The following is a 20,276-nucleotide window of genomic DNA, read 5'->3' on the forward strand; positions in this document are numbered from 1 at the left end:
AGGACCTGAGTAAAATTTATGTATTAGACACAAATGTGTTATTACAGGATCCGAATTCAATCTTTTCATTTGAAGACAACGAGGTCGTCATACCAGCCGTTGTGTTAGAAGAAGTAGACTCAAAAAAGAGATATATGGACGAGGTTGGACAAAATGCCCGGCGCGTCTCACGTCTAATCGACGGTTTAAGATCGAAAGGGAAACTGCATGAAAAAATTACACTAGAGTCGAAAGGGACACTGCGCATTGAACTGAATCACCGTTCTTTTCATGAGCTTCAAGAAATTTTCATTGAAAAAACGAACGATAATCGAATATTGGCAGTTGCGAAAAATTTAAGCTTAGAGGAAGAAACAAAGCCTCATGGCCGGCCTGTTATTTTGGTCAGTAAGGATGTGCTAGTGCGGGTAAAAGCGGATGCTATAGGGCTTCAAGCAGAAGACTTCTTAAGTGACCGTGTTTTGCAAAATGAAGACATCGATAATGGCTATCATGAGCTTTACATTCCGACTGAGCAATTGAATACATTTTATAAGCAAAATCAATTACCAATAAAAGAGGTCACAAGTGCACCATTCAACCCTCATCAATTTGTCATCATGAAGGGAAATGAAGGTGGTTCTGCTTTAGGAATGCTTGATCAAAAGGCAGAGCATGTAAAACGTCTCGTTTATGATCAAGAGCACATTTGGGGAATCCGTCCAAAGAATGTCCAGCAGACGATGGCACTTGAGCTGCTTTTGCGCCGTGATATTCCGCTCGTGACACTGATTGGAAAAGCGGGGACTGGTAAAACATTGCTTGCGCTTGCCGCCGGGTTAATGCAGACAGAGGATCTTGATATGTTTAAAAAGTTAATCGTGGCGCGCTCCATCGTGCCTGTTGGGAAAGATATAGGGTATTTGCCAGGAGAAAAGGAAGAAAAGCTCAGACCATGGATGCAGCCGATCTATGACAACCTAGAGTTTTTATTTAATACAAAAAAGCCGGGTGAGCTTGATGCGATTTTAGCGGGAATCGGATCTATTCAAGTCGAAGCATTGACGTATATTCGGGGAAGAAGTATCCCTGATCAATTTATTATCATTGATGAGGCGCAGAATTTAACAAAGCATGAGGTGAAAACATTATTAACGCGGGTCGGAGAGGGAAGTAAAATTGTGCTGATGGGAGATCCAGAGCAGATTGATCACCCTTATTTAGACAGCTTAAATAATGGGCTTACGTATGTCATCGAGCGGTTCAAAGGACAGCAAATATCTGGACATGTCAAGCTTGTCAAAGGAGAAAGGTCTGGACTTGCACAGCTTGCCGCTGATTTGCTATAGTCCAGACCCTCTGACTTATGTAATAACGAGCTCTTTGACACCTTTTATCGGCTGAGTGAGGTTGGACTGATCCGCGAAATAGACGTGGATTGGTCCTTCTTCTGTGATTGGCTTACCATGTTGGCTGAAATGAGCAATGCTTTCCATTGCCTGAGAAAGCGGGACAGCAAATGTACCTGTTTCTGTGACAAATTCGCATGAATCCGCATGTTCAAGCGGATCAGCATTTTTTATCATATCGCCAAGCTTCATCCCGAAGCTGCCTGTGACGAGTCTTTCTTTCTCGTACTTTTTCTCTGTTTTTAACGTCGGTGGAAGTGTTTGGCCTTCTCTTATCACCCGCTCTTGGTCAAGCTCCTGATCAAGCAGATTCTCTTCACTTGCTGCATTTTCAAAAAATGAATCCATTAAAAATTTGCGGTCATCAAAAATCCATACACTTGGATCAATGGTGATCTTGTACTGTACGTTCCCTTTGATTTGAATGATGCTCATGTTCAAGACAACCCCTTTCCAACATAAATTATAGAAGTTTTCGTCCAATTTGTCACTTTCATAAACAGGCTACACCTTGTACACACTAATCGTACATGAAAGATAGGGAGTGTATGAGGCATGGCATGTCGCGACAATGAAGAGCTTCAGCGATTTGTAGAAGAAGCAAAAAAAGTGGCCAAAGATGGTCAAGTAGCATCCTATATTCCTGCTCTCGGCAAAGCGAATCAGACGGATTTATCTGTGGCTGTGTATCATGTGAGTAATACGTGCCACTCTGCCGGGGATGTAGATAAACGATTTACGCTTCAAAGTATTTCAAAAGTATTAGCACTGGCGCTTGTGCTCTCAGAAGAAGGGCCAAAAAAAGTCTTTCAATTTGTTGGACAAGAACCAACAGGAGACCCATTTAATTCAATGATCAAACTGGAAACAGCGAGCCCGAATAAACCGCTGAATCCCATGATTAATGCAGGGGCACTCGCCGTCACGAGTTTAATCAGAGGAGCGACCCCAGAAGCTCAGCTGGGCCGGTTGCTTAGCTTCATTAGAGAGCTTGCAAATGACAAAAGCATTACATACTGCAAGGAAACCGCTGCGTCCGAATTTGAGACATCCATGATTAACCGGGCGATGTGCTATTATATGAAGCAATATCATATTATTAGAGGGAACGTAGAAGAAGTCATGGACGTCTATACGAAACAATGTGCCATCATGATGAACAGCTTGGATTTGGCGAAAATTGCTTGTGTTTTTTCATTAGACGGCAGACACCCAGAAACGGGAAAGCAAATTCTTTCGAAAGATGTCGCTAGAATTTGTAAAACCTTTATGGTGACGTGCGGCATGTACAATGCGAGCGGAGAATTTGCCATTAACATCGGAATTCCTGCAAAAAGCGGTGTCTCAGGCGGGATTATGGGCGCTGCACCATATGATTTTGGAATCGGTATCTTTGGTCCGGCTTTGGATGAAAAAGGGAATAGTATTGCTGGGATTAAGCTGCTTGAGCTGATGAGTGAAAAATACGAGATGAGTATCTTTTAATGAAGGAAGGCTTCTTTTTATTTTTACAAAGCGAACTGTACAAATCTGCTTGCAATTTTGGGCGTTTCGCTTTATGATAAATAGAAGAATTAGGTACTCGCCTGGGGAACGGAGGGATACTTTTGGCGTCAGAAATTTTAGTCGATCATCGGCAAAAAGCACTGGCTTTATTAAAATTGGATGCAGATAAAATTTTAAAATTGATCCAAGTGCAAATGGACAACTTAACGATGCCGCAATGTCCTCTTTATGAAGAGGTTTTAGATACTCAAATGTTCGGATTATCGAGAGAAATTGATTTCGCTGTCCGGCTTGGATTAGTTGATCAACATGAAGGTAAGAAACTACTCGATAAACTTGAGAGAGAGCTTTCCGCACTTCATGATGCGTTCACAAAAAAATAATGATTGAAAACTCAAACTTCTTGAACATAAGTTTGAGTTTTTTTGTCCTCTATTTTTTCATTGATTCATGTCAAACGGACTTGATTCTTTCATGAATGACGAACAATATAAAAGAGGTAAAACGAGATCAAACGGAGAAAATGTAGTAGAATAAAAACAGCTAAGAGGATATCAAGCAGTAGAAACAGACGTTAGGAAGAGGATTATATGTTAAAGAGAATGCTAAAATCGTATGACTACTCATTATTGTTCGCCATTATTTTAATTAGCGCATTCGGTTTGGTCATGGTGTATAGCTCAAGTATGATTACATCTGTGATTAGATACGATGCTGCGCCAGATAATTTTTTTAAGAAACAGCTTTTATTTATGATCGTTGGAGCGGTCATATTGCTCTTTACGGCACTCGTTCCATATCAGCTGTTTTCAAATAAGAAATTTCAGATCGGTATGCTGCTGCTATCCGTTTTTTCCCTCATCTATGTGTACTTTGGCGGTCATATTGCAGGGAACGCAAGAAGCTGGATTAAAGTAGGTCCATTCAGTCTTCAGCCAGCGGAATTTGTGAAGATTGTCGTCATTATTTATCTTGCTGCTGTGTATGCAAAAAAGCAGCATTATATTGATCATATTTTACGAGGAGTCACACCTCCAATCGTGATTGTCTCGATCTTATGTGGATTTATCATTTTGCAGCCAGACTATGGGACAGCCTTTATCATTGGCATGATCGCGCTTGCGATGATTTTATGTTCAGGGTTTAGCGGGAAAACACTTGCGAAGCTACTGGCGCTATTTAGTGCCGTGATGGTCGTCGTGACCCCATTTATTATTCTTTTTTGGGATAAAATTTTCACGCAAAATCGTCTTGGGCGTTTTGAGAGTTTCCAAGATCCCTTTAAAGATGCAGGGGCTACGGGACATCAATTGATTAATTCCTATTACGCCATTGGATCAGGTGGTTTTTTTGGACTGGGATTAGGAGAAAGCGTTCAAAAGTACGGGTATCTTCCAGAGCCGCACACAGATTTTATCATGGCAATTATTTCAGAAGAGCTTGGCTTTTTCGGTGTATTTTTTGTACTCGCTCTCCTTGGGTTCATCGTCGTGAAAGGTTTTTATATTGCAAGAAAGTGTGAAGATCCATTTGGAAGTTTGCTTGCAATAGGAATTTCCTCCATGATTGCAATCCAAACATGCATTAATTTAGGCGGTGTTTCAGGTCTGATTCCGATTACTGGGGTCACGCTTCCGTTTATTAGCTACGGGGGATCGTCTATCATTTTACTGAGTGGTTGTATGGGAATATTGCTGAATATCAGCATGTTTACTGAATATAAAGAGCGTTACAAAAAGAAAAAATCAATGAGCAAACCATCAATTCAAAAAAATGGAATGCAGAAAACTTTGAATCTTTAGAAAACAAAAGTGTACAGTTTTCATTTCTTCCTTTATTATAGAGTACATATAAAATTTTAAGGGATATGGAGGAGTGAGAAATGTCACAGAGAACAATTCAAAAGGTTCTAGTTGCAAACAGAGGGGAAATTGCTATCAGAGTCTTCAGGGCCTGTACGGAGCTCAATTTACGTACAGTAGCCATTTATTCCAAAGAAGACTCGGGCTCTTATCATCGCTATAAAGCAGATGAAGCATATCTAGTTGGAGAAGGAAAAAAACCGATTGATGCCTACCTTGATATCGAGGGGATCATCGAAATTGCAAAACGAAATGACGTGGATGCAATCCATCCAGGTTACGGATTTTTATCTGAAAATATTCATTTTGCAAGACGATGCGAAGAGGAAGGCATTCAATTTATCGGTCCAACTTCTCAGCATTTAGATATGTTTGGAGATAAAGTAAAGGCAAGAGAAGAAGCGAAAAAAGCGGGAATTCCAGTCATTCCAGGGAGTGACGGACCAGTTGATTCGGTCAAAGAAGTCGAAAAATTCGGTGAAGAATACGGTTACCCGTTTATTATTAAAGCTTCACTAGGCGGCGGCGGCCGAGGTATGCGGATTGTCAGAACGAAAGAGGAGCTGAAGGAAGCCTATGACCGTGCGAAGTCAGAGGCAAAAGCGGCTTTTGGTAATGACGAAGTATACGTTGAAAAACTGATTGAGAATCCGAAACATATTGAGGTTCAGGTGATTGGTGACAATCACGGCAATATCATTCATTTATATGAGCGTGACTGCTCTGTTCAAAGGCGACATCAAAAGGTCATCGAAGTGGCACCAAGTGTGTCTCTTACAGATCAACTGCGTGAAGACATTTGCGAAGCGGCTGTTCAGCTGGCTCGGAATGTATCATATATCAATGCAGGAACTGTAGAATTCCTTGTTGCAAATGGAGAGTTTTACTTTATTGAAGTCAATCCAAGGGTACAGGTAGAACACACGATCACTGAAATGATCACTGGTGTCGATATTGTCCAAACCCAAATTCTTGTCGCGAAAGGTCATGACCTTCACAGCAAGGAAGTCGGTATACCAAAGCAAGAAGATATTTTCACACATGGTTTTGCCATTCAATCAAGGGTTACAACAGAAGATCCTTTAAATGATTTTATGCCAGACACAGGGAAAATTATGGCCTACCGTTCAGGTGGAGGATTTGGTGTACGACTTGATACAGGGAACAGCTTTCAAGGTGCAGTCATTACACCTTATTACGATTCACTATTGGTCAAGCTGTCCACATGGGCGCTCACATTTGACCAAGCGGCTGCTAAAATGGTTCGAAACTTACAGGAATTTAGAATTCGCGGAATTAAAACAAACATTCCGTTTCTTGAAAATGTGTCAAAGCATGAGAAGTTTCTAAAAGGGGAATACGATACGTCATTTATCGATTCAACGCCAGAGCTATTTAATTTCCCTAAACAAAAAGACCGTGGAACGAAGATGCTGACTTATATTGGTAACGTGACCATTAATGGATTCCCTGGTATTGCAGAGAAAAAGAAGCCTCATTTTGACAAGCCTGTTGTACCGAAGCTTCCTCTCAAGCGAGAAATTCCATCTGGGACTAAACAATTGTTAGATGCCCATGGACCTGAGGGCCTTGCCAATTGGGTAAAAGAACAAAAGAACGTTCTTTTAACAGATACAACCTTTAGGGACGCGCATCAGTCTTTGCTTGCGACCCGCTTCAGAACGCATGATTTAAAGAAAGTGGCCCAGCCAACAGCAGGTTTATGGCCAGAGCTGTTTAGTATGGAAATGTGGGGCGGTGCTACATTTGATGTTGCGTATCGTTTCTTGAAAGAAGATCCTTGGCAGCGATTAAAAGAGCTTCGCCAAGAAGTGCCAAACACGTTGTTCCAAATGCTTTTAAGATCATCAAACGCTGTTGGATATACAAACTATGCGGATAATGTGATTAAAGCATTTGTAAAAGAATCTGCCGAGGCAGGCATTGACGTGTTCCGTATTTTCGATAGCTTAAACTGGGTGAAAGGCATGACGCTTGCCATTGATTCTGTTCGTGAATCAGGCAAAGTGGCAGAGGCAGCCATTTGTTATACAGGGGACATTCTCGATCCATCTCGTCCGAAATATGATCTTAAGTACTATGTATCTCTTGCGAAAGAGCTTGAATCTGCCGGAGCGCATATTTTAGGTATTAAAGATATGGCGGGATTATTAAAGCCGCAGGCAGCTTACGAGTTAGTCTCTGCTTTAAAAGATGAGCTCACGATCCCTATCCATCTTCATACACATGATACGAGTGGAAATGGACTGTTCACCTATGCAAGGGCAATTGATGCAGGTGTTGATATTGTCGATGTGGCCGTCAGCTCTATGGCAGGACTCACATCACAGCCAAGCGCAAGCTCACTGTACTATGCTTTAGATGGGCATGAAAGAAAGCCAGATATGAATGTCCAATCTGTCGAACACCTTTCTCAATACTGGGATTCTGTCAGAAAATACTACCGTGAATTTGAAAGCGGCATGAATTCACCTCATACAGAAATTTATGAGCATGAAATGCCTGGCGGACAGTATAGTAACTTGCAGCAGCAGGCGAAAGGTGTCGGACTTGGCGACCGCTGGAATGAAGTAAAAGAAATGTACAGACGTGTGAATGACATGTTTGGTGATATTGTGAAGGTGACCCCTTCTTCTAAAGTAGTCGGAGATATGGCACTTTATATGGTACAAAATGATCTAACAGAGGAAGAGGTCTATGAAAAAGGAGCAACTTTAGACTTCCCGGATTCTGTTGTGGAACTATTTAAAGGATATTTAGGTCAGCCGCATGGCGGATTCCCTGAAAAATTGCAAAAGCTAATTTTAAAAGGAGAAGAACCGCTTACTGTCAGACCTGGTGAGAAGCTGAAGCCTGTTGACTTTGAAGCTATTCAGCAGCAGTTCAAAGAATCTCATGACCTGACGCTGACTGAGCAAGATGCGATTGCGTATGCCTTATATCCGAAAGTCTTTTCTGAATTTGTCCAAACAGCAGAAAGCTACGGAGACATCTCAGTTCTTGACACACCAACGTTCTTCTATGGGATGAGGCTTGGTGAAGAGATTGAGGTAGAAATCGAAAAAGGGAAAACCCTCATTGTGAAACTCGTGTCAATCGGAGAACCGAACCCAGATGCCACAAGAGTTCTTTACTTTGAGTTAAATGGACAGCCTCGTGAAGTCGTGATTAAGGATGAAAGCATCAAATCGTCCGTTCAAGAAAAAATGAAAGCGGACCGTTCAAATCCAAATCACATTGCCGCTTCAATGCCAGGCACTGTCATCAAAGTGCTCGTGGAAAAAGGACAGAAAATCTCGCAAGGTGAGCATTTGATGATCAATGAAGCCATGAAAATGGAGACGACTGTACAAGCCCCATTCACTGCAGTAGTAGATGAAATACATGTGACAAATGGAGAACCGATTCAAACCGGTGATCTGCTCATTGTGTTAAAGCCTGAATAATAAGTGAGACACATCCGTCGTGATGTGTCTTTTTTTTGAGCGCATTAAAATGTGCAGTAGCCTGCGAGAGTGATTACACTATAGAGTGAGGTGAAGAAAGTTGGAAATTGTCGTGATTTGGTTTCGCCGAGATATGCGATTGGATGATCATATCGCCTTATCAAAAGCGATCACATATGCAAAAAAACATGAGTACAAATTATTGGCTCTTTATCATTTAGATCCATTTTTTACTGAAATGAAAATGGATCTAAATAATGAACATTTCTTTCAAAACTTGGCGCATTTCGTCAAGGAAGCGAGAGAATCTCAAGTGTATGTTCACCTTATCCATGATGATGTCCTGAGCGCCTTTCAGCAGGTCATGGATGTGTATAACATCAACGCCGTCTTTTTTAATGAAGATGAAGTGGGGATTGGCCAAAGGCGCGACAAGCAAGTAACCGATTTTTTAGAAAAGAAGGGCATTCATGTGTCAACGTGGCAAGATACACACCTTCACGGGGCGCGAGATATTTTAAAAGCAGATGGGTCACATTATCAAGTGTTTACCCCATACTATCAATCATGGCGTAAGCAAGAGAAGCAGCCTGTGATAAAAGTTGACAAATCATTTTTCAGCAGTGGGCATATGATTTGTGATGAGTCACTTTCACAAAGAGGAAATGATAAACTACGAGACTTGATAAAGGGCTGCTCAAGGAAGTTTGATCAAATTGGTTCAGACAAAGCGATGAACACGCTGCAGCAATTTATCCAAAAAAGATTAACGCGCTACCATGAGAAACGAGATATTCCGTCTATTTTTGGAACGAGCAAGTTGTCGAGGTTCTTAAAAACAGGCACTATTTCGATTCGAACGATCTTTCATGCGATATATGAAGAAGCACTCTATGAAGACGAGGGCAGAGAGACCTTTATCAAAGAGTTGGCTTGGCGTGATTTTTACCATATGATTTATGCGCATTATTCTGAGATGAAAGAAAAAGAAATCAATTCAACGTTTCAAGGGATGAAATGGAATGAAGATGAGGTGCTGTTTGAAGCTTGGTGTAAAGGAGAAACAGGCTTTCCGCTCGTTGATGCAGGGATGAGACAATTAAATGAGGAGGGCTGGATGCATAACCGCTTGCGAATGGTTACAGCCTCATTTTTAACAAAGGATTATTTGATTGATTGGAGAAAAGGCGAAGCGTATTTTGCAAAAAAACTTGTGGATTATGATGAAGCGTCAAATATCGGAGGATTTCAGTGGGCAGCCTCCGTTGGAACAGATGCGGTGCCGTACTTCCGTATTTTCAACCCGATCACTCAGTCAAAGCGATTTGACCCAAGAGGGGAATTTATTAGAAAATATGTACCAGAGCTAGAGCATGTCGATGAAAAATGGATTCATGAACCAAGTAAAATGCCGATTGATGAGCAATTGAAGTCGGGATGTGTGCTAGGTGATACATATCCGCTTCCGACGGTAGACCACCAGGAAAGACGCAAAAAAGCTATTTCGCTATTTGAAGAAGCAAAACAACAATAAAACAAATCCCCCAGACCGTATGGAAGGGGGATGCAAATTCTTATTTGAATGGCTCTTTGCTTTCATATTTAAACCGGGCAATGAGTAGGCAGAAGTAACAGAGTACTCCAAACAAACAGGAAATAAAGAATGAATGAGCCAGCGCATAGCCTAGTGCGAGCTGGGAATACACAGACATCACACCTGAAATCGCTTGAAGTGTAATGAGAATGGCTGAAATGATCCATCCATAATACAGCTGCTTCTGTTCTTTATAATGTTTCATGGCATGGAACATCGCAACAAATATCCAGACGAATAAAAGAAGTGCTGCTGCTCTGTGAGACATTTGCACCCACTGATTAAAGTACGCTGGAAGTGCACCGTCTTTTGAACAAAACGGGAAAACAGAGCAAGCAAGGCTTGATTTTGTATGCCTTACATAAGCACCCGTGTACACTACGATATACGTATAGGTGATCAAACCATAAATATGAAACTGCATTTTTTTGCCGATATGAAGCGGCTTCACAAGCTTTGTTTCAGATCGTGTTGCCTCGAATACAAGAAGCGCAAGCAATAACACTGAAGCAAAAGAAATGAGTGAAATACCGAAGTGCAGTGCCATGATAAGTGCGTTGGAACCAAACACGACGGCAAGAGCCCCTAACAGTGCTTGTAGCAGTAAGAATATAATCGACATGATGACCAAAAATTTGGTTTCACGGAATACTGGACTAATCTTTTTCCAGCATAAGACCGCCAGTGCCAAGACAAGAATGGTTGAAACCCCTGTTGACATGCGGTGACTCCATTCAATGATGGAAGCAGGGTTCATTTCAGGGAAGAAACGACCGTGGCAAAGGGGCCACTGTCTGCCGCAACCAAGACCCGAGCCGGTTTTTGTCACAAGCGCACCACCAATCAAAACGATCAGCATCACAAACGTTGTGATCACGCTCAATAACCTTAAAGCAAATTTCATCAAATTATTTCACCTTCTCTAAAAAACTTCTGATCTAAATGAAAAACCTCACATGCTCTCAAGTTTAAGCCAAATGCGTGTTCTGTTGCAATTCATAATGACCAAAGTTCACAAAAAAATGATATGTTAGTTCACAAAGTTTACAGATTTAGAGTGCTTGATCTTTCTTTCACAGTCTGATAGAAATAGAGGAGAGAATATTTCATTTTGCACCGCCTTCTGAAACACAGATAAATCCTAATAAATTCACGAAAAGTTCACAAATAACTTCGAGATTGTCGTTTATTATTTAATAGGATGTTTTTTTACAGCTGTTTATCTTGTATGATAGAGTTGTAACGAATTTACGTTTCATCGTTCGTTTGAAGGTTTGGGCAAGGGAGGTTATACACATTGGCAAATTCCAAAACAGCCGCGGAAGCAGCTATTCATGGACAAATAGAAGAAACAACAGCTTGGAAAGATTTTCTTGCTCTGATTAAAATGGGCATCGTCAATTCCAACTTCATTACGACATTTACTGGAATGTGGCTTGCGTTTTATTTTACAGGGATGAGTTTCCTTGGAAATCTAGATATTGTGCTGTTAACAATGATTGGTTCTTCTCTTATTATTGCCGGTTCATGCGCCATTAATAATGCGTTTGACCGTGATATTGATATATTAATGGAAAGAACAAAAACAAGACCGACGGTTACAGGTAAGATTCAGCCGGGGCAAGCGTATGCATTTGGTATTTTGCTTGTTGTACTTGGACTCATCATGCTTCTGATGACAACCGTAACATCAGCAGTGATTGGATTTATTGGCGTCTTTACTTATGCGGTTCTTTACACCATGTGGTCTAAACGTCATTACACCATCAATACCGTTATTGGAAGTGTATCTGGTGCAGTGCCGCCATTAATCGGCTGGACAGCTGTCACAGGTACCATCGACACAACGGCTTGGGTTTTGTTTATGATTATGTTCATTTGGCAAATCCCGCACTTCCTGTCACTTGCGATTAAGAAAACGGAAGATTACCGTAAGGCAGGTATTCCAATGCTGCCAGTCGTTTATGGCTTTGAAGTCACGAAACGCCAAATCATCATTTGGACAGCATGTCTTCTCCCACTTCCATTTTTCTTAGGTGGATTAGGATGGCCGATTGTCGCACTTGGCACATTGCTGAATATTGGATGGCTTGTCATTGGCCTTATGGGCTTTAAAATGAAAGACGTCATGAAGTGGTCAACGCTTATGTTCGTTTATTCATTAAATTACTTAACCATCTTTTTCGTTGCGATGATTATTATTACACTATTCTAGAGTAAAATACACTTTGATCACATCAAAACAAGGCTATATCTTATAACACAACATTTTCTAACAACTATGAAAGCCGCCTGATATTCAGTTCTATTTAGGCGGCTTTCTGTTTATACATAGATGGTATTTTGAGTAAAAACATCATTTTTTTATGAAAAGAGGAAATGTAAGTGCTTTTATAAGAGGCGGGGGTTATGGATGGGTGAAAAGTGATTTTATAAATAAGAGGTAAAAAGCGAAAGGCAAAGGAGATCAAGCAAAAGGGGTTGGGACAAATTATGATAAGAAAATGGCGTGTTTATTCACTGTTTCTCTTATTGACGCTCGTTTTGGCGGGCTGTGGTGAACCATACTTATCAACACTCAAACCAGTTGGGGAAGTAGCAGATAAACAATTCTTCCTAACGGTACTGAGTACACTCATTATGGTTCTTGTCGTCATTGTTGTATCGATCATTTTCTTTTACGTCATCATTAAATTCAAACGTTCTAAAGTGGGAGAAGATACGATTCCAAAGCAGGTTGAAGGGAACCGTAACCTAGAAATTACGTGGACAGCGATTCCGATTCTTCTCCTCATTATTCTCGTTGTGCCTGTTGTGGCATATACACTTGAGCTTGGGGATACAAGCGCTATGGATAAGAAAAAACGAGATCCTGAAAAGACACTTGTTGTCAATGTAAGAGCCAGTTTATATTGGTGGGAATTCGAATACCCTGATTATGGGATTGTCACAAGTCAGGAATTGATTGTACCGACAGATCAAAAGGTTTACTTTAAGCTGAAAGCATCTGATGTGAAACACTCTTTCTGGGTTCCATCGGCTGGCGGTAAAATTGATACAAACACAGACAATGAAAACAAGTTTTATTTAACCTTTGATTCAAAACGAACGAAAGATGCAGGAGAATATTTCTACGGGAAATGTGCGGAGCTTTGCGGTCCATCGCATGCTTTAATGGACTTTAAAGTTAAAACGCTTTCTCAAGATGAGTTTTTAGGATGGACGAAAAAAATGGCTGATTACAAGAAGCCTACATCCACAAAAGATCTTGCTCTTGAAGGTGAAAAATTATTTAAAGAGAAAAACTGCTTAAGCTGTCACGCAGTAGAGCCTGGGGACGAACGGCCGGAAGCGGCAAGGACAGCACCAAACCTTGCAACCTTCGGAGAGCGAACGAAAGTAGCTGGAATTAAAGACATGAACAAAGAAAACGTGAAAGCATGGCTGAAAGATCCAGAGAGCTTTAAACCAGGAAATAAAATGACAGGAACGTACCCTAAATTAAATGACTCAGAAGCAGATGCACTTTATGAGTATTTAAAAGGACTTAAAATCGAGTAATTTCTAATTTGAATGTGCAAGAGGGTATGTAATCGATGTGAAGTTTTTGTTAAGAGCTCCCGAATATGTCTCTACAACCAAGAAATAGCCATCTGTCAGACACAGTCTGTGTAAAGTGAAAATAGACATTGATATGAAAAAGGGGCAAATGGGAGATAAGAGGGGGATTTCATGGTGAGTACAATAGCTAAAAAGCGGGGGTTTGGCGCTGTCTTATGGGATTACTTGACAACGGTTGACCACAAAAAAATAGCCGTACTATATTTAGTGGCAGGGGGATTTTTCTTTTTAATTGGCGGCCTGGAAGCGATGATAATCCGTATTCAGCTAGCCATCCCTGAAAATGATTTTGTAAGTGCTGGGTTTTACAATGAAGTCATGACGATGCACGGAACAACGATGATTTTCCTTGCAGCGATGCCGCTTTTATTTGCATTAATGAATGCGGTTGTACCTATTCAAATTGGTGCACGTGACGTAGCATTTCCGTTTGTGAATTCACTTGGTTTTTGGCTATTCTTTTTCGGGGGAATTTTCTTAAACCTTGGATGGTTTATGGGCGGGGCACCTGATGCAGGTTGGACTGCATACGCTTCACTCACGCTGAATTCAGAAGGACACGGCATGGATTTCTATATTTTAGGGTTGCAGATAGCGGGTATTGGTACGCTAATTGCCGGGATCAACTTTCTTGCAACGATTATTAATATGAGAACGCCTGGTATGACGTATATGAGAATGCCACTCTTTACTTGGACGACATTTGTCGCCTCAGCACTGATTTTATTCGCATTCCCGCCGCTTACAGCAGGGCTTGCAATGCTGATGCTTGATAGAATGTTTGATACGAGCTTTTTCAATCCAGAGCTTGGCGGTAATACAATCATCTGGGAGCATTTGTTCTGGATTTTCGGACACCCAGAAGTTTATATTTTAATTTTGCCAGCATTCGGGATATTTTCTGAAATCATTCCAGTGTTTGCAAGAAAAAGGCTGTTTGGCTATTCGTCCATGGTGTTTGCGACTGTATTGATTGGTTTCCTTGGATTCATGGTGTGGGCGCATCACATGTTCACAACAGGACTTGGTCCGATTGCCAATGCCATCTTTGCTGTCGCCACTATGGCAATTGCGGTGCCGACAGGAATTAAAGTATTTAACTGGCTTCTCACCATATGGGGCGGTAATGTGAAGTTTACAACACCGATGCTGTATTCCGTTGCCTTTATACCGTCGTTTTTACTTGGCGGGGTAACCGGAGTCATGCTTGCAGCCGCTGCAGCAGATTATCAGTTCCATGATACGTATTTTGTTGTGGCGCATTTCCACTACGTCATTATCGGTGGGGTTGTATTCGGTATTTTAGCTGGTGTGCATTACTGGTGGCCGAAGATGTTTGGAAAAATACTGAATGAGAAGCTTGGGAAAATTAGCTTTGTGCTGTTTTTCGTCGGTTTTCATTTAACTTTCTTTATTCAGCATTTCCTCGGTCTTTGGGGCATGCCGCGCCGAGTCTTTACATTCCTGCCAAATCAGGGGTTAGACCTTGGGAACTTGGTCAGTACGATTGGGGCGCTGTTTATGTTTGTAGCTGTTGTCATCCTGCTGATTAACGTCATCTGGACGACAGCAAAAGGGGAGCGTGTATCGGGAGATCCTTGGGGAGACGGAAGAACGCTTGAATGGGCAGTGTCTTCACCTCCGCCAGAATATAACTTTAAACAGCTTCCACTTGTCAGAGGACTAGATCCATTATGGATTGAAAAAATGGATGGTAAAAAAGGAATGACAGCATCTGAACCGCTCGATGATATTCACATGCCGAATAATTCCATCTTACCTGTCATTATCTCATTCGGTCTATTTGTGTCAGCGTTTGGCTTCATGTATCGCCAAGAGCACAGCTGGGGACTTCCAGTGATTCTCATTGGTCTTGGTATTACATTTGCGACCATGCTGGTTCGCTCTCTTAAAGACGATCATGGGTATCATATTCACAAAGAAGATCTGACCGATGACGATGATAAAGGGGTGAAAGCATAATGGAACCACAAAAAATGACAGCAGAAACTTTTCCGGCTTCTCCTGAGAAAGCCACGTTAGAAGGAAAGAATAAGTTCGTCGGGTTCTGGTTGTTTCTTGGAGGAGAAACCGTTCTGTTTGCATCGCTCTTTGCCACGTATTTGGCGCTGAAAAACTCTAATGCAGGCGGAGCAAAAACAACTGATATGTTTGATCTCACACTTGTCTTTATTGCCACAATGCTTCTACTGACGAGTAGTTTAACGAGTGTGTATGCAATGTATCATATGAAAAACTTTGCCTTTAAAAAGATGCAGCTTTGGCTTGGCGTGACTGTGCTATTAGGTGCTTCATTTCTAGGGGTTGAAATTTATGAGTTCTATCATTATGTGCATGCGTATGATTTTACCATTACCAGCTCAGCTCTTGGTTCCTCCTTCTATACACTTGTAGGAACTCACGGAGCTCACGTTGCCTTCGGACTTTGCTGGATTACCGCTCTTATGATTCGAAATATGAGACGCGGACTCGATTTATACAATGCGCCAAAATATTATGTAGCAAGTCTGTATTGGCACTTCATTGATGTTGTGTGGGTCTTCATCTTTACCGTTGTATATTTAATGGGAATGGTGGGATAAGAATGGGAAATAAAAACACAAATCAGTCTAAAGTCGATCTTGTATACCGTAAAAAGAAAAATGCCGAAGAAATGAAGCATCAGCTCATTTCTTTCGGCTTGATGATTGGATTAACCTTTGTTGCCTTTTTAACAATCGCTTCTGAAGACGTAGGAAACTGGTTCGCAGTACCATTTATTTTACTGCTTGCCGTGATTCAGGTGGCTTTTCAGCTTTATTATTTTATGCACATGAACCAAAAAGGGCATGAAACACCCGCATTGTTTCTTTATTCAGGTGTGTTTGTCGCGTTTATTACCGTCTTAGCCTTTTTGACCATTATTTGGTGGTAAGTCCGCTTTGCCCTTGAAGGAGGCGCAGCAATGGAGAACTTAGAAATATTCGGATTTCGGGCATTATGGAGCCCTTACTATTTGACTAGCATTGTCATAGCAGCTGCTCTTTATCTGCTTCTTGTGACAAAGGGGAAGCATCGTGCGACGGTAAAAGAGAAAACGTTGTTTCTGACGGGGCTTGTTCTGTTATACGCCGTGAAAGGAAGCCCAACTGATTTAATGGGACATATTATGTTTAGTGCACATATGGCGCAAATGGCGGTGCTCTATTTAGTCATTCCGCCCCTCCTTATTACAGGATTGCCTGCGGCCATATGGGAGCGGATCATACAAACACCAGGCATTCAGCAGATGTTTCGTTTGTTTTCCAAGCCTTTAATTGCATTGCTCGGGTTTAATGGCTTGTTTTCGATGTATCATATTCCGCTTGTGTTTGACTTTGTGAAAACAGATCCGTTTTATCATGCGTTGATGACAGTAGTCATTTTTATCGCTGCCTTTTTCATGTGGTGGCCGCTCGTTCATAAAGTCCAAAGTCAGCCGCAGATTACAGGCATTTTAAAGCTTGGTTATATCATGGCAGACGGGATATTAATGACTCCTGCGTGTGCACTCATCATGTTTAGTGAGGCACCAATCTATGCAACCTATTCTGATGCTGGTGCATGGATACAGGCACTGCATCTATGCGTTCCAAGTGATACGCTGGCAGGTCTTGCGCTCACAGGTCCTGAAATGTTCCATACCTTGCCGCTGCTAGAAGACCAGCAGCTAGGCGCGATTTTGATGAAAATTATTCAGGAGATTGTGTACGGCTCGATCCTTGCTGTTGTCTTCTTTGACTGGGCAAGAAAAGAAAGAGCGAAAGATGCCGTACCAGATGCGCTGATTCCGAAATACGAATGAAAAAAGCACAGCCATATGGCTGTGCTTTCGTTTATGCTTCTGCAGTCATTGCTTCTAGTTTTTCTTTCAGCTGATTAAGCGTTTTTTTGCTTGATTGAATGAGAGACTTAGGGAAATCTTCGCCTTCGCCGTATTCAACACCATGCGGATAGTAATGTTTTCCGAGTAAAGGTGTGAGAAGCTGTACGTGTGCTCTTTTTGAACCAACATCTCCTTCAGTGGCGTAGCCGGAAATCCGTAAATAAAAGGTTCCCTCTACCATGTTATACTTTCTGTCGTACGTCACACGTTCATAATCCCATTGATCGGCTCGTACAAATCCTTCACTTTCCATGATGAAATCTAATTTATTTAAGTCAGCTGCTACCTTTTCAATCCCCGTACCTTCAAACTTCACCCAAAACCCCTCCTTATAAAAATTCCCTTTACTGACAATCATAGTATGAAAGCGTTAAACTTTCAACTGTGAAAGGTATGTTCTTTTATAACCTGGTTACAGTAATAAAGAAAATAACAGATGGAGGAATCAACGTGAAAACAAAAAAAATCAAAGATATTATGACAAAAAAAGTAGTGACATGTCAGCAAGATGACAATACGTATGAAGCCGCAGTCAAAATGAGAGACGCAGACATTGGTGCCATTCCTGTGGTTAATGGAGATCAGCTCGTTGGCATCGTCACAGACCGTGACCTTGTACTCAGAGGCATTGCAGAAAAAAAGCCAAACTCACAGGAAGTAGGCTCGCTGATGACGAGGGAAGTACTGACAGCAGAAGAAGATGCAACGCTTGAAGAAATTGTCCGGCTGATGTCAGAGCACCAGCTTCGCCGCATTCCAGTTGTGAAAAACGGTGCATTAACAGGGATTGTCGCTCTTGGAGATTTATCCGTCGAAGATTTATCGAATGATCGCGCAGGAGATGCATTGACAGAAATCTCTCAACAGGATCAAGATCATGGGCAAGGATTTCTCCATTAAGAGGGGCATATTTTAAATTCGTGTTAAATAGGCTGTATTGTCGTTGATAAATGAAGCGAGTTTTGTTTAAATGACAGTAGAAGGTACTTTTTTGGTACCTTGCCAATTTAACGGAGGTGTTTATTTGAAAACTGTGCTCAAAACACTCCTCATCCTCCTGATTATATCTGGAACGTACGTTCTGTTTATTCAATATGGATCTTCACCAGAAAAAGAAAACAGCAATGAACCGAAGGTGTCTAATGAAGAAACATCTAGCGATAAGCCGATCAACATCCCGAAAAAGGGGCTCATGTCCTTTATGGGGAAATCTTCAAACGAAGTGCTTAAACAGCTGGGAGAACCAGATCGCATTGATCCTTCCGCATATGATTATGACTGGTGGATCTACAATCAATCGAAGAAGCACTATATTCAAGTAGGGGTAAAGGATAGTAAAGTGGTGACATTGTTTGCAACAGGAGACGGGCTCAATGTTGAACCGTTTAAAATCGGTCAAGCCACAAGTGAGGTATTTAAAAAAACACAAATTGCACCTTACATTCATGTAGAGGATGAACAAAATTCATACCGCTTTGAATTCTCGGAAGATGATATGAATACAAGACCCACCGTGAAAGTGGACGATGATGTATATGTTCAGCTTTACATGGATAAGTTTGAAAGCACCCTATCAAGTATCAGGGCGTTTAACGCAGATACATTTGTGAAGCAAAAGCCATACGAAGTCGTCTATCGTGGTCAATTGATAGAACCAGAGGCAATATCGGGTGAAAAATGGAAAGAGATCGAAGCGTCCAGTCAAAAACAAATTTTTGATATGACCAATATTATTCGTCATAAATATAAACTGCCGATCTTAAACTGGGATGATGAAACCTCTGAAGTGGCATTCATGCATAGTGAGGACATGAAAGAGAATCATTATTTCTCCCATGAATCGAAAAAATACGGTACGCTAAAAGACCGATTAGAAAGAGGCGAGGTGCCATTTCAGCTTGCAGGTGAAAATATTGCCTATAATTATGTAGATGGACCTGCAGCGGTAGAAGGCTGGCTCAATAGTGAAGGTCATAGGAAGGCGTTATTAAATAAAGATTACACACACCTTGGCGTCGGTGTGAAAGAAAAATACTACACCCAAAACTTCATCAAAAAAACATCTTAAACGAAAACAGCTGCAGCATCGCAGCTGTTTTTTTGTTTCAAAAAGAGGCTCACCAAAATAACTGCTGGTGTATATAGTATAGTAGGCATTTGTATGGGGGTGAGGATATGACAAACAAGCAAAAACAAACATCCATTGATGAATTTAAACAATTCGTCAGACGCCATCCGAAGTTAATTCAAGAAGTACAAACGCAAGAAAAAAGCTGGCAAAGTGTATATGAAAATTGGGTCATGTTTGGTGAGGAAGATGAGATGTGGTCTTCTTACCGGCAAACGCAATCTGAGGACGTGAAAGAAGAAAAAGCCTCAAAGCCAAGTGAATCGGGAAAAGCAGATTTTATGTCTAAAATGGTTTCTGCTGTGAAAAAAATGGACGCTGATCAAATGAATGAACAAATCAACAAAATGAGCCAGTCTATTTCCTCTTTACAAAGCTTACTCGGACAATTTTCATCAAATGGCTCAAAGAAAGGTTCATCTGGAGGCAGTCAGCACCCATTCTCCTTCAGGAAAGATTAATTGAAAGGGGATGCTTTTGGTGCGGAAAGAAGTACAGGAGTTTGTCATGGCCGAAGAGGAGCGAATCAAATTCATCAGACAGCGTCCTCTCTGGTACAGACAGTTGACTCGACATCCTGATAAGCTATCGTCCTTTGAATTAGATAAAATGAATTTTTACGAAAAAACGATTCCTCATCGTGTGAGTCAGTTGAGTAACAGTGTCCAAATGGCTGAAATGATGATTCAAATGTTCCAAGCAATGCGCAATCAAAATGGAGCCGGGTGAGGCTTTTTTGAGTTGATTAAGATGTCTATTTCCTGAGCATCCTATAAAAGTAGATG

The 20,276-nt window shown here is 41.3% G+C and carries 19 protein-coding genes; 16 read left to right on the plus strand and 3 right to left on the minus strand.

Features of this window, described 5'->3' with window-relative positions; genetic code table 11:
- Window positions 1-5 precede the first annotated feature (5 nt).
- The gene (locus tag MHI35_RS07015; protein ID WP_144523530.1) at window positions 6-1,328 is read left to right on the plus strand and encodes a PhoH family protein; all 1,323 of its coding nucleotides are present in this window, start codon (window positions 6-8) and stop codon (window positions 1,326-1,328) included.
- Window positions 1,329-1,343: 15 nt separating this feature from the next.
- Here the strand turns inward: MHI35_RS07015 and MHI35_RS07020 are convergent, their stop codons facing one another.
- The gene (locus MHI35_RS07020) at window positions 1,344-1,823 is read right to left on the minus strand and encodes a peptidyl-prolyl cis-trans isomerase (RefSeq protein ID WP_335349108.1); all 480 of its coding nucleotides are present in this window, start codon (window positions 1,821-1,823) and stop codon (window positions 1,344-1,346) included.
- A 120-nt stretch (window positions 1,824-1,943) separates the two neighbouring features.
- Between MHI35_RS07020 and glsA the strand changes: the two genes are divergently transcribed.
- The 5 genes from glsA to MHI35_RS07045 all read left to right on the plus strand — a co-directional run bounded on the left by glsA (window position 1,944) and on the right by MHI35_RS07045 (window position 9,757).
- Window positions 1,944-2,873 carry a glutaminase A gene (gene glsA / locus MHI35_RS07025; protein ID WP_335349109.1) on the plus strand — a complete coding sequence of 310 codons (930 nt, stop codon included), beginning with the start codon at window positions 1,944-1,946 and terminating at the stop codon, window positions 2,871-2,873.
- A gap of 122 nt (window positions 2,874-2,995) precedes the next feature.
- Window positions 2,996-3,277: a YlaN family protein gene (locus MHI35_RS07030; RefSeq protein WP_003212509.1), complete on the plus strand. Its 282-nt coding sequence runs from the start codon at window positions 2,996-2,998 to the stop codon at window positions 3,275-3,277.
- 207 nt (window positions 3,278-3,484) lie between these two features.
- Window positions 3,485-4,696 (plus strand): putative lipid II flippase FtsW, encoded by a 1,212-nt coding sequence (gene ftsW / locus MHI35_RS07035; RefSeq protein WP_335349110.1) that lies wholly within the window; start codon window positions 3,485-3,487, stop codon window positions 4,694-4,696.
- 80 nt (window positions 4,697-4,776) lie between these two features.
- Window positions 4,777-8,223: a pyruvate carboxylase gene (gene pyc / locus MHI35_RS07040; protein ID WP_335349111.1), complete on the plus strand. Its 3,447-nt coding sequence runs from the start codon at window positions 4,777-4,779 to the stop codon at window positions 8,221-8,223.
- A gap of 100 nt (window positions 8,224-8,323) precedes the next feature.
- Window positions 8,324-9,757, plus strand: a complete 1,434-nt coding sequence (locus MHI35_RS07045) for a cryptochrome/photolyase family protein (protein WP_335349112.1) — start codon at window positions 8,324-8,326, stop codon at window positions 9,755-9,757.
- 40 nt (window positions 9,758-9,797) lie between these two features.
- Here the strand turns inward: MHI35_RS07045 and MHI35_RS07050 are convergent, their stop codons facing one another.
- On the minus strand, window positions 9,798-10,721 hold the full coding sequence (locus MHI35_RS07050) for a COX15/CtaA family protein (RefSeq protein ID WP_144494271.1): 924 nt from the start codon (window positions 10,719-10,721) through the stop codon (window positions 9,798-9,800).
- 393 nt (window positions 10,722-11,114) lie between these two features.
- Between MHI35_RS07050 and cyoE the strand changes: the two genes are divergently transcribed.
- The 6 genes from cyoE to ctaG all read left to right on the plus strand — a co-directional run bounded on the left by cyoE (window position 11,115) and on the right by ctaG (window position 17,282).
- The gene (cyoE, locus tag MHI35_RS07055; protein WP_047201764.1) at window positions 11,115-12,032 is read left to right on the plus strand and encodes a heme o synthase; all 918 of its coding nucleotides are present in this window, start codon (window positions 11,115-11,117) and stop codon (window positions 12,030-12,032) included.
- Between the two features lie 278 nt (window positions 12,033-12,310).
- Window positions 12,311-13,378, plus strand: a complete 1,068-nt coding sequence (gene coxB / locus MHI35_RS07060; protein WP_003212202.1) for a cytochrome c oxidase subunit II — start codon at window positions 12,311-12,313, stop codon at window positions 13,376-13,378.
- 171 nt (window positions 13,379-13,549) lie between these two features.
- Window positions 13,550-15,421: a cytochrome c oxidase subunit I gene (gene ctaD / locus MHI35_RS07065; RefSeq protein WP_012009844.1), complete on the plus strand. Its 1,872-nt coding sequence runs from the start codon at window positions 13,550-13,552 to the stop codon at window positions 15,419-15,421.
- Window positions 15,421-16,041, plus strand: coding sequence for a cytochrome c oxidase subunit III (gene ctaE / locus MHI35_RS07070; protein ID WP_003210862.1), 621 nt, complete (start codon window positions 15,421-15,423; stop codon window positions 16,039-16,041). Before ctaD ends, ctaE begins: the two co-directional genes overlap by 1 nt.
- A 2-nt stretch (window positions 16,042-16,043) precedes the next feature.
- Entirely contained in the window at window positions 16,044-16,373 is a 330-nt protein-coding gene (ctaF, locus tag MHI35_RS07075) for a cytochrome c oxidase subunit IVB (protein WP_003211520.1), read from the plus strand.
- A 30-nt stretch (window positions 16,374-16,403) separates the two neighbouring features.
- Entirely contained in the window at window positions 16,404-17,282 is an 879-nt protein-coding gene (ctaG, locus tag MHI35_RS07080; RefSeq protein WP_335349113.1) for a cytochrome c oxidase assembly factor CtaG, read from the plus strand.
- A 31-nt stretch (window positions 17,283-17,313) separates the two neighbouring features.
- On the opposite strand, the gene MHI35_RS07085 is transcribed toward ctaG, so the two are convergent.
- A complete protein-coding gene (locus tag MHI35_RS07085; protein ID WP_211063885.1) occupies window positions 17,314-17,679 on the minus strand; it encodes a YugN family protein in 366 nt (121 codons plus the stop codon).
- A 161-nt stretch (window positions 17,680-17,840) separates the two neighbouring features.
- On the opposite strand from MHI35_RS07085, the gene MHI35_RS07090 reads away from it, so the two are divergent.
- The 4 genes from MHI35_RS07090 (at window position 17,841) to MHI35_RS07105 (ending at window position 20,220) form a co-directional block, all read left to right on the plus strand.
- On the plus strand, window positions 17,841-18,263 hold the full coding sequence (locus MHI35_RS07090) for a CBS domain-containing protein (RefSeq protein WP_213019757.1): 423 nt from the start codon (window positions 17,841-17,843) through the stop codon (window positions 18,261-18,263).
- Window positions 18,264-18,387: 124 nt separating this feature from the next.
- The gene (locus MHI35_RS07095) at window positions 18,388-19,431 is read left to right on the plus strand and encodes a CAP domain-containing protein (RefSeq protein WP_144523516.1); all 1,044 of its coding nucleotides are present in this window, start codon (window positions 18,388-18,390) and stop codon (window positions 19,429-19,431) included.
- A 107-nt stretch (window positions 19,432-19,538) separates the two neighbouring features.
- A complete protein-coding gene (locus MHI35_RS07100) occupies window positions 19,539-19,952 on the plus strand; it encodes a YlbD family protein (protein WP_144523514.1) in 414 nt (137 codons plus the stop codon).
- A 19-nt stretch (window positions 19,953-19,971) separates the two neighbouring features.
- Complete coding sequence (locus MHI35_RS07105) at window positions 19,972-20,220, plus strand: YlbE-like family protein (protein ID WP_058014067.1); 249 nt, start codon at window positions 19,972-19,974, stop codon at window positions 20,218-20,220.
- The last annotated feature ends 56 nt before the right edge of the window (window positions 20,221-20,276 follow it).

It is taken from the genome of Bacillus sp. FSL K6-3459 (assembly GCF_038003305.1).
In the GTDB taxonomy this organism is placed as follows: domain Bacteria; phylum Bacillota; class Bacilli; order Bacillales; family Bacillaceae; genus Bacillus; species Bacillus pumilus_O.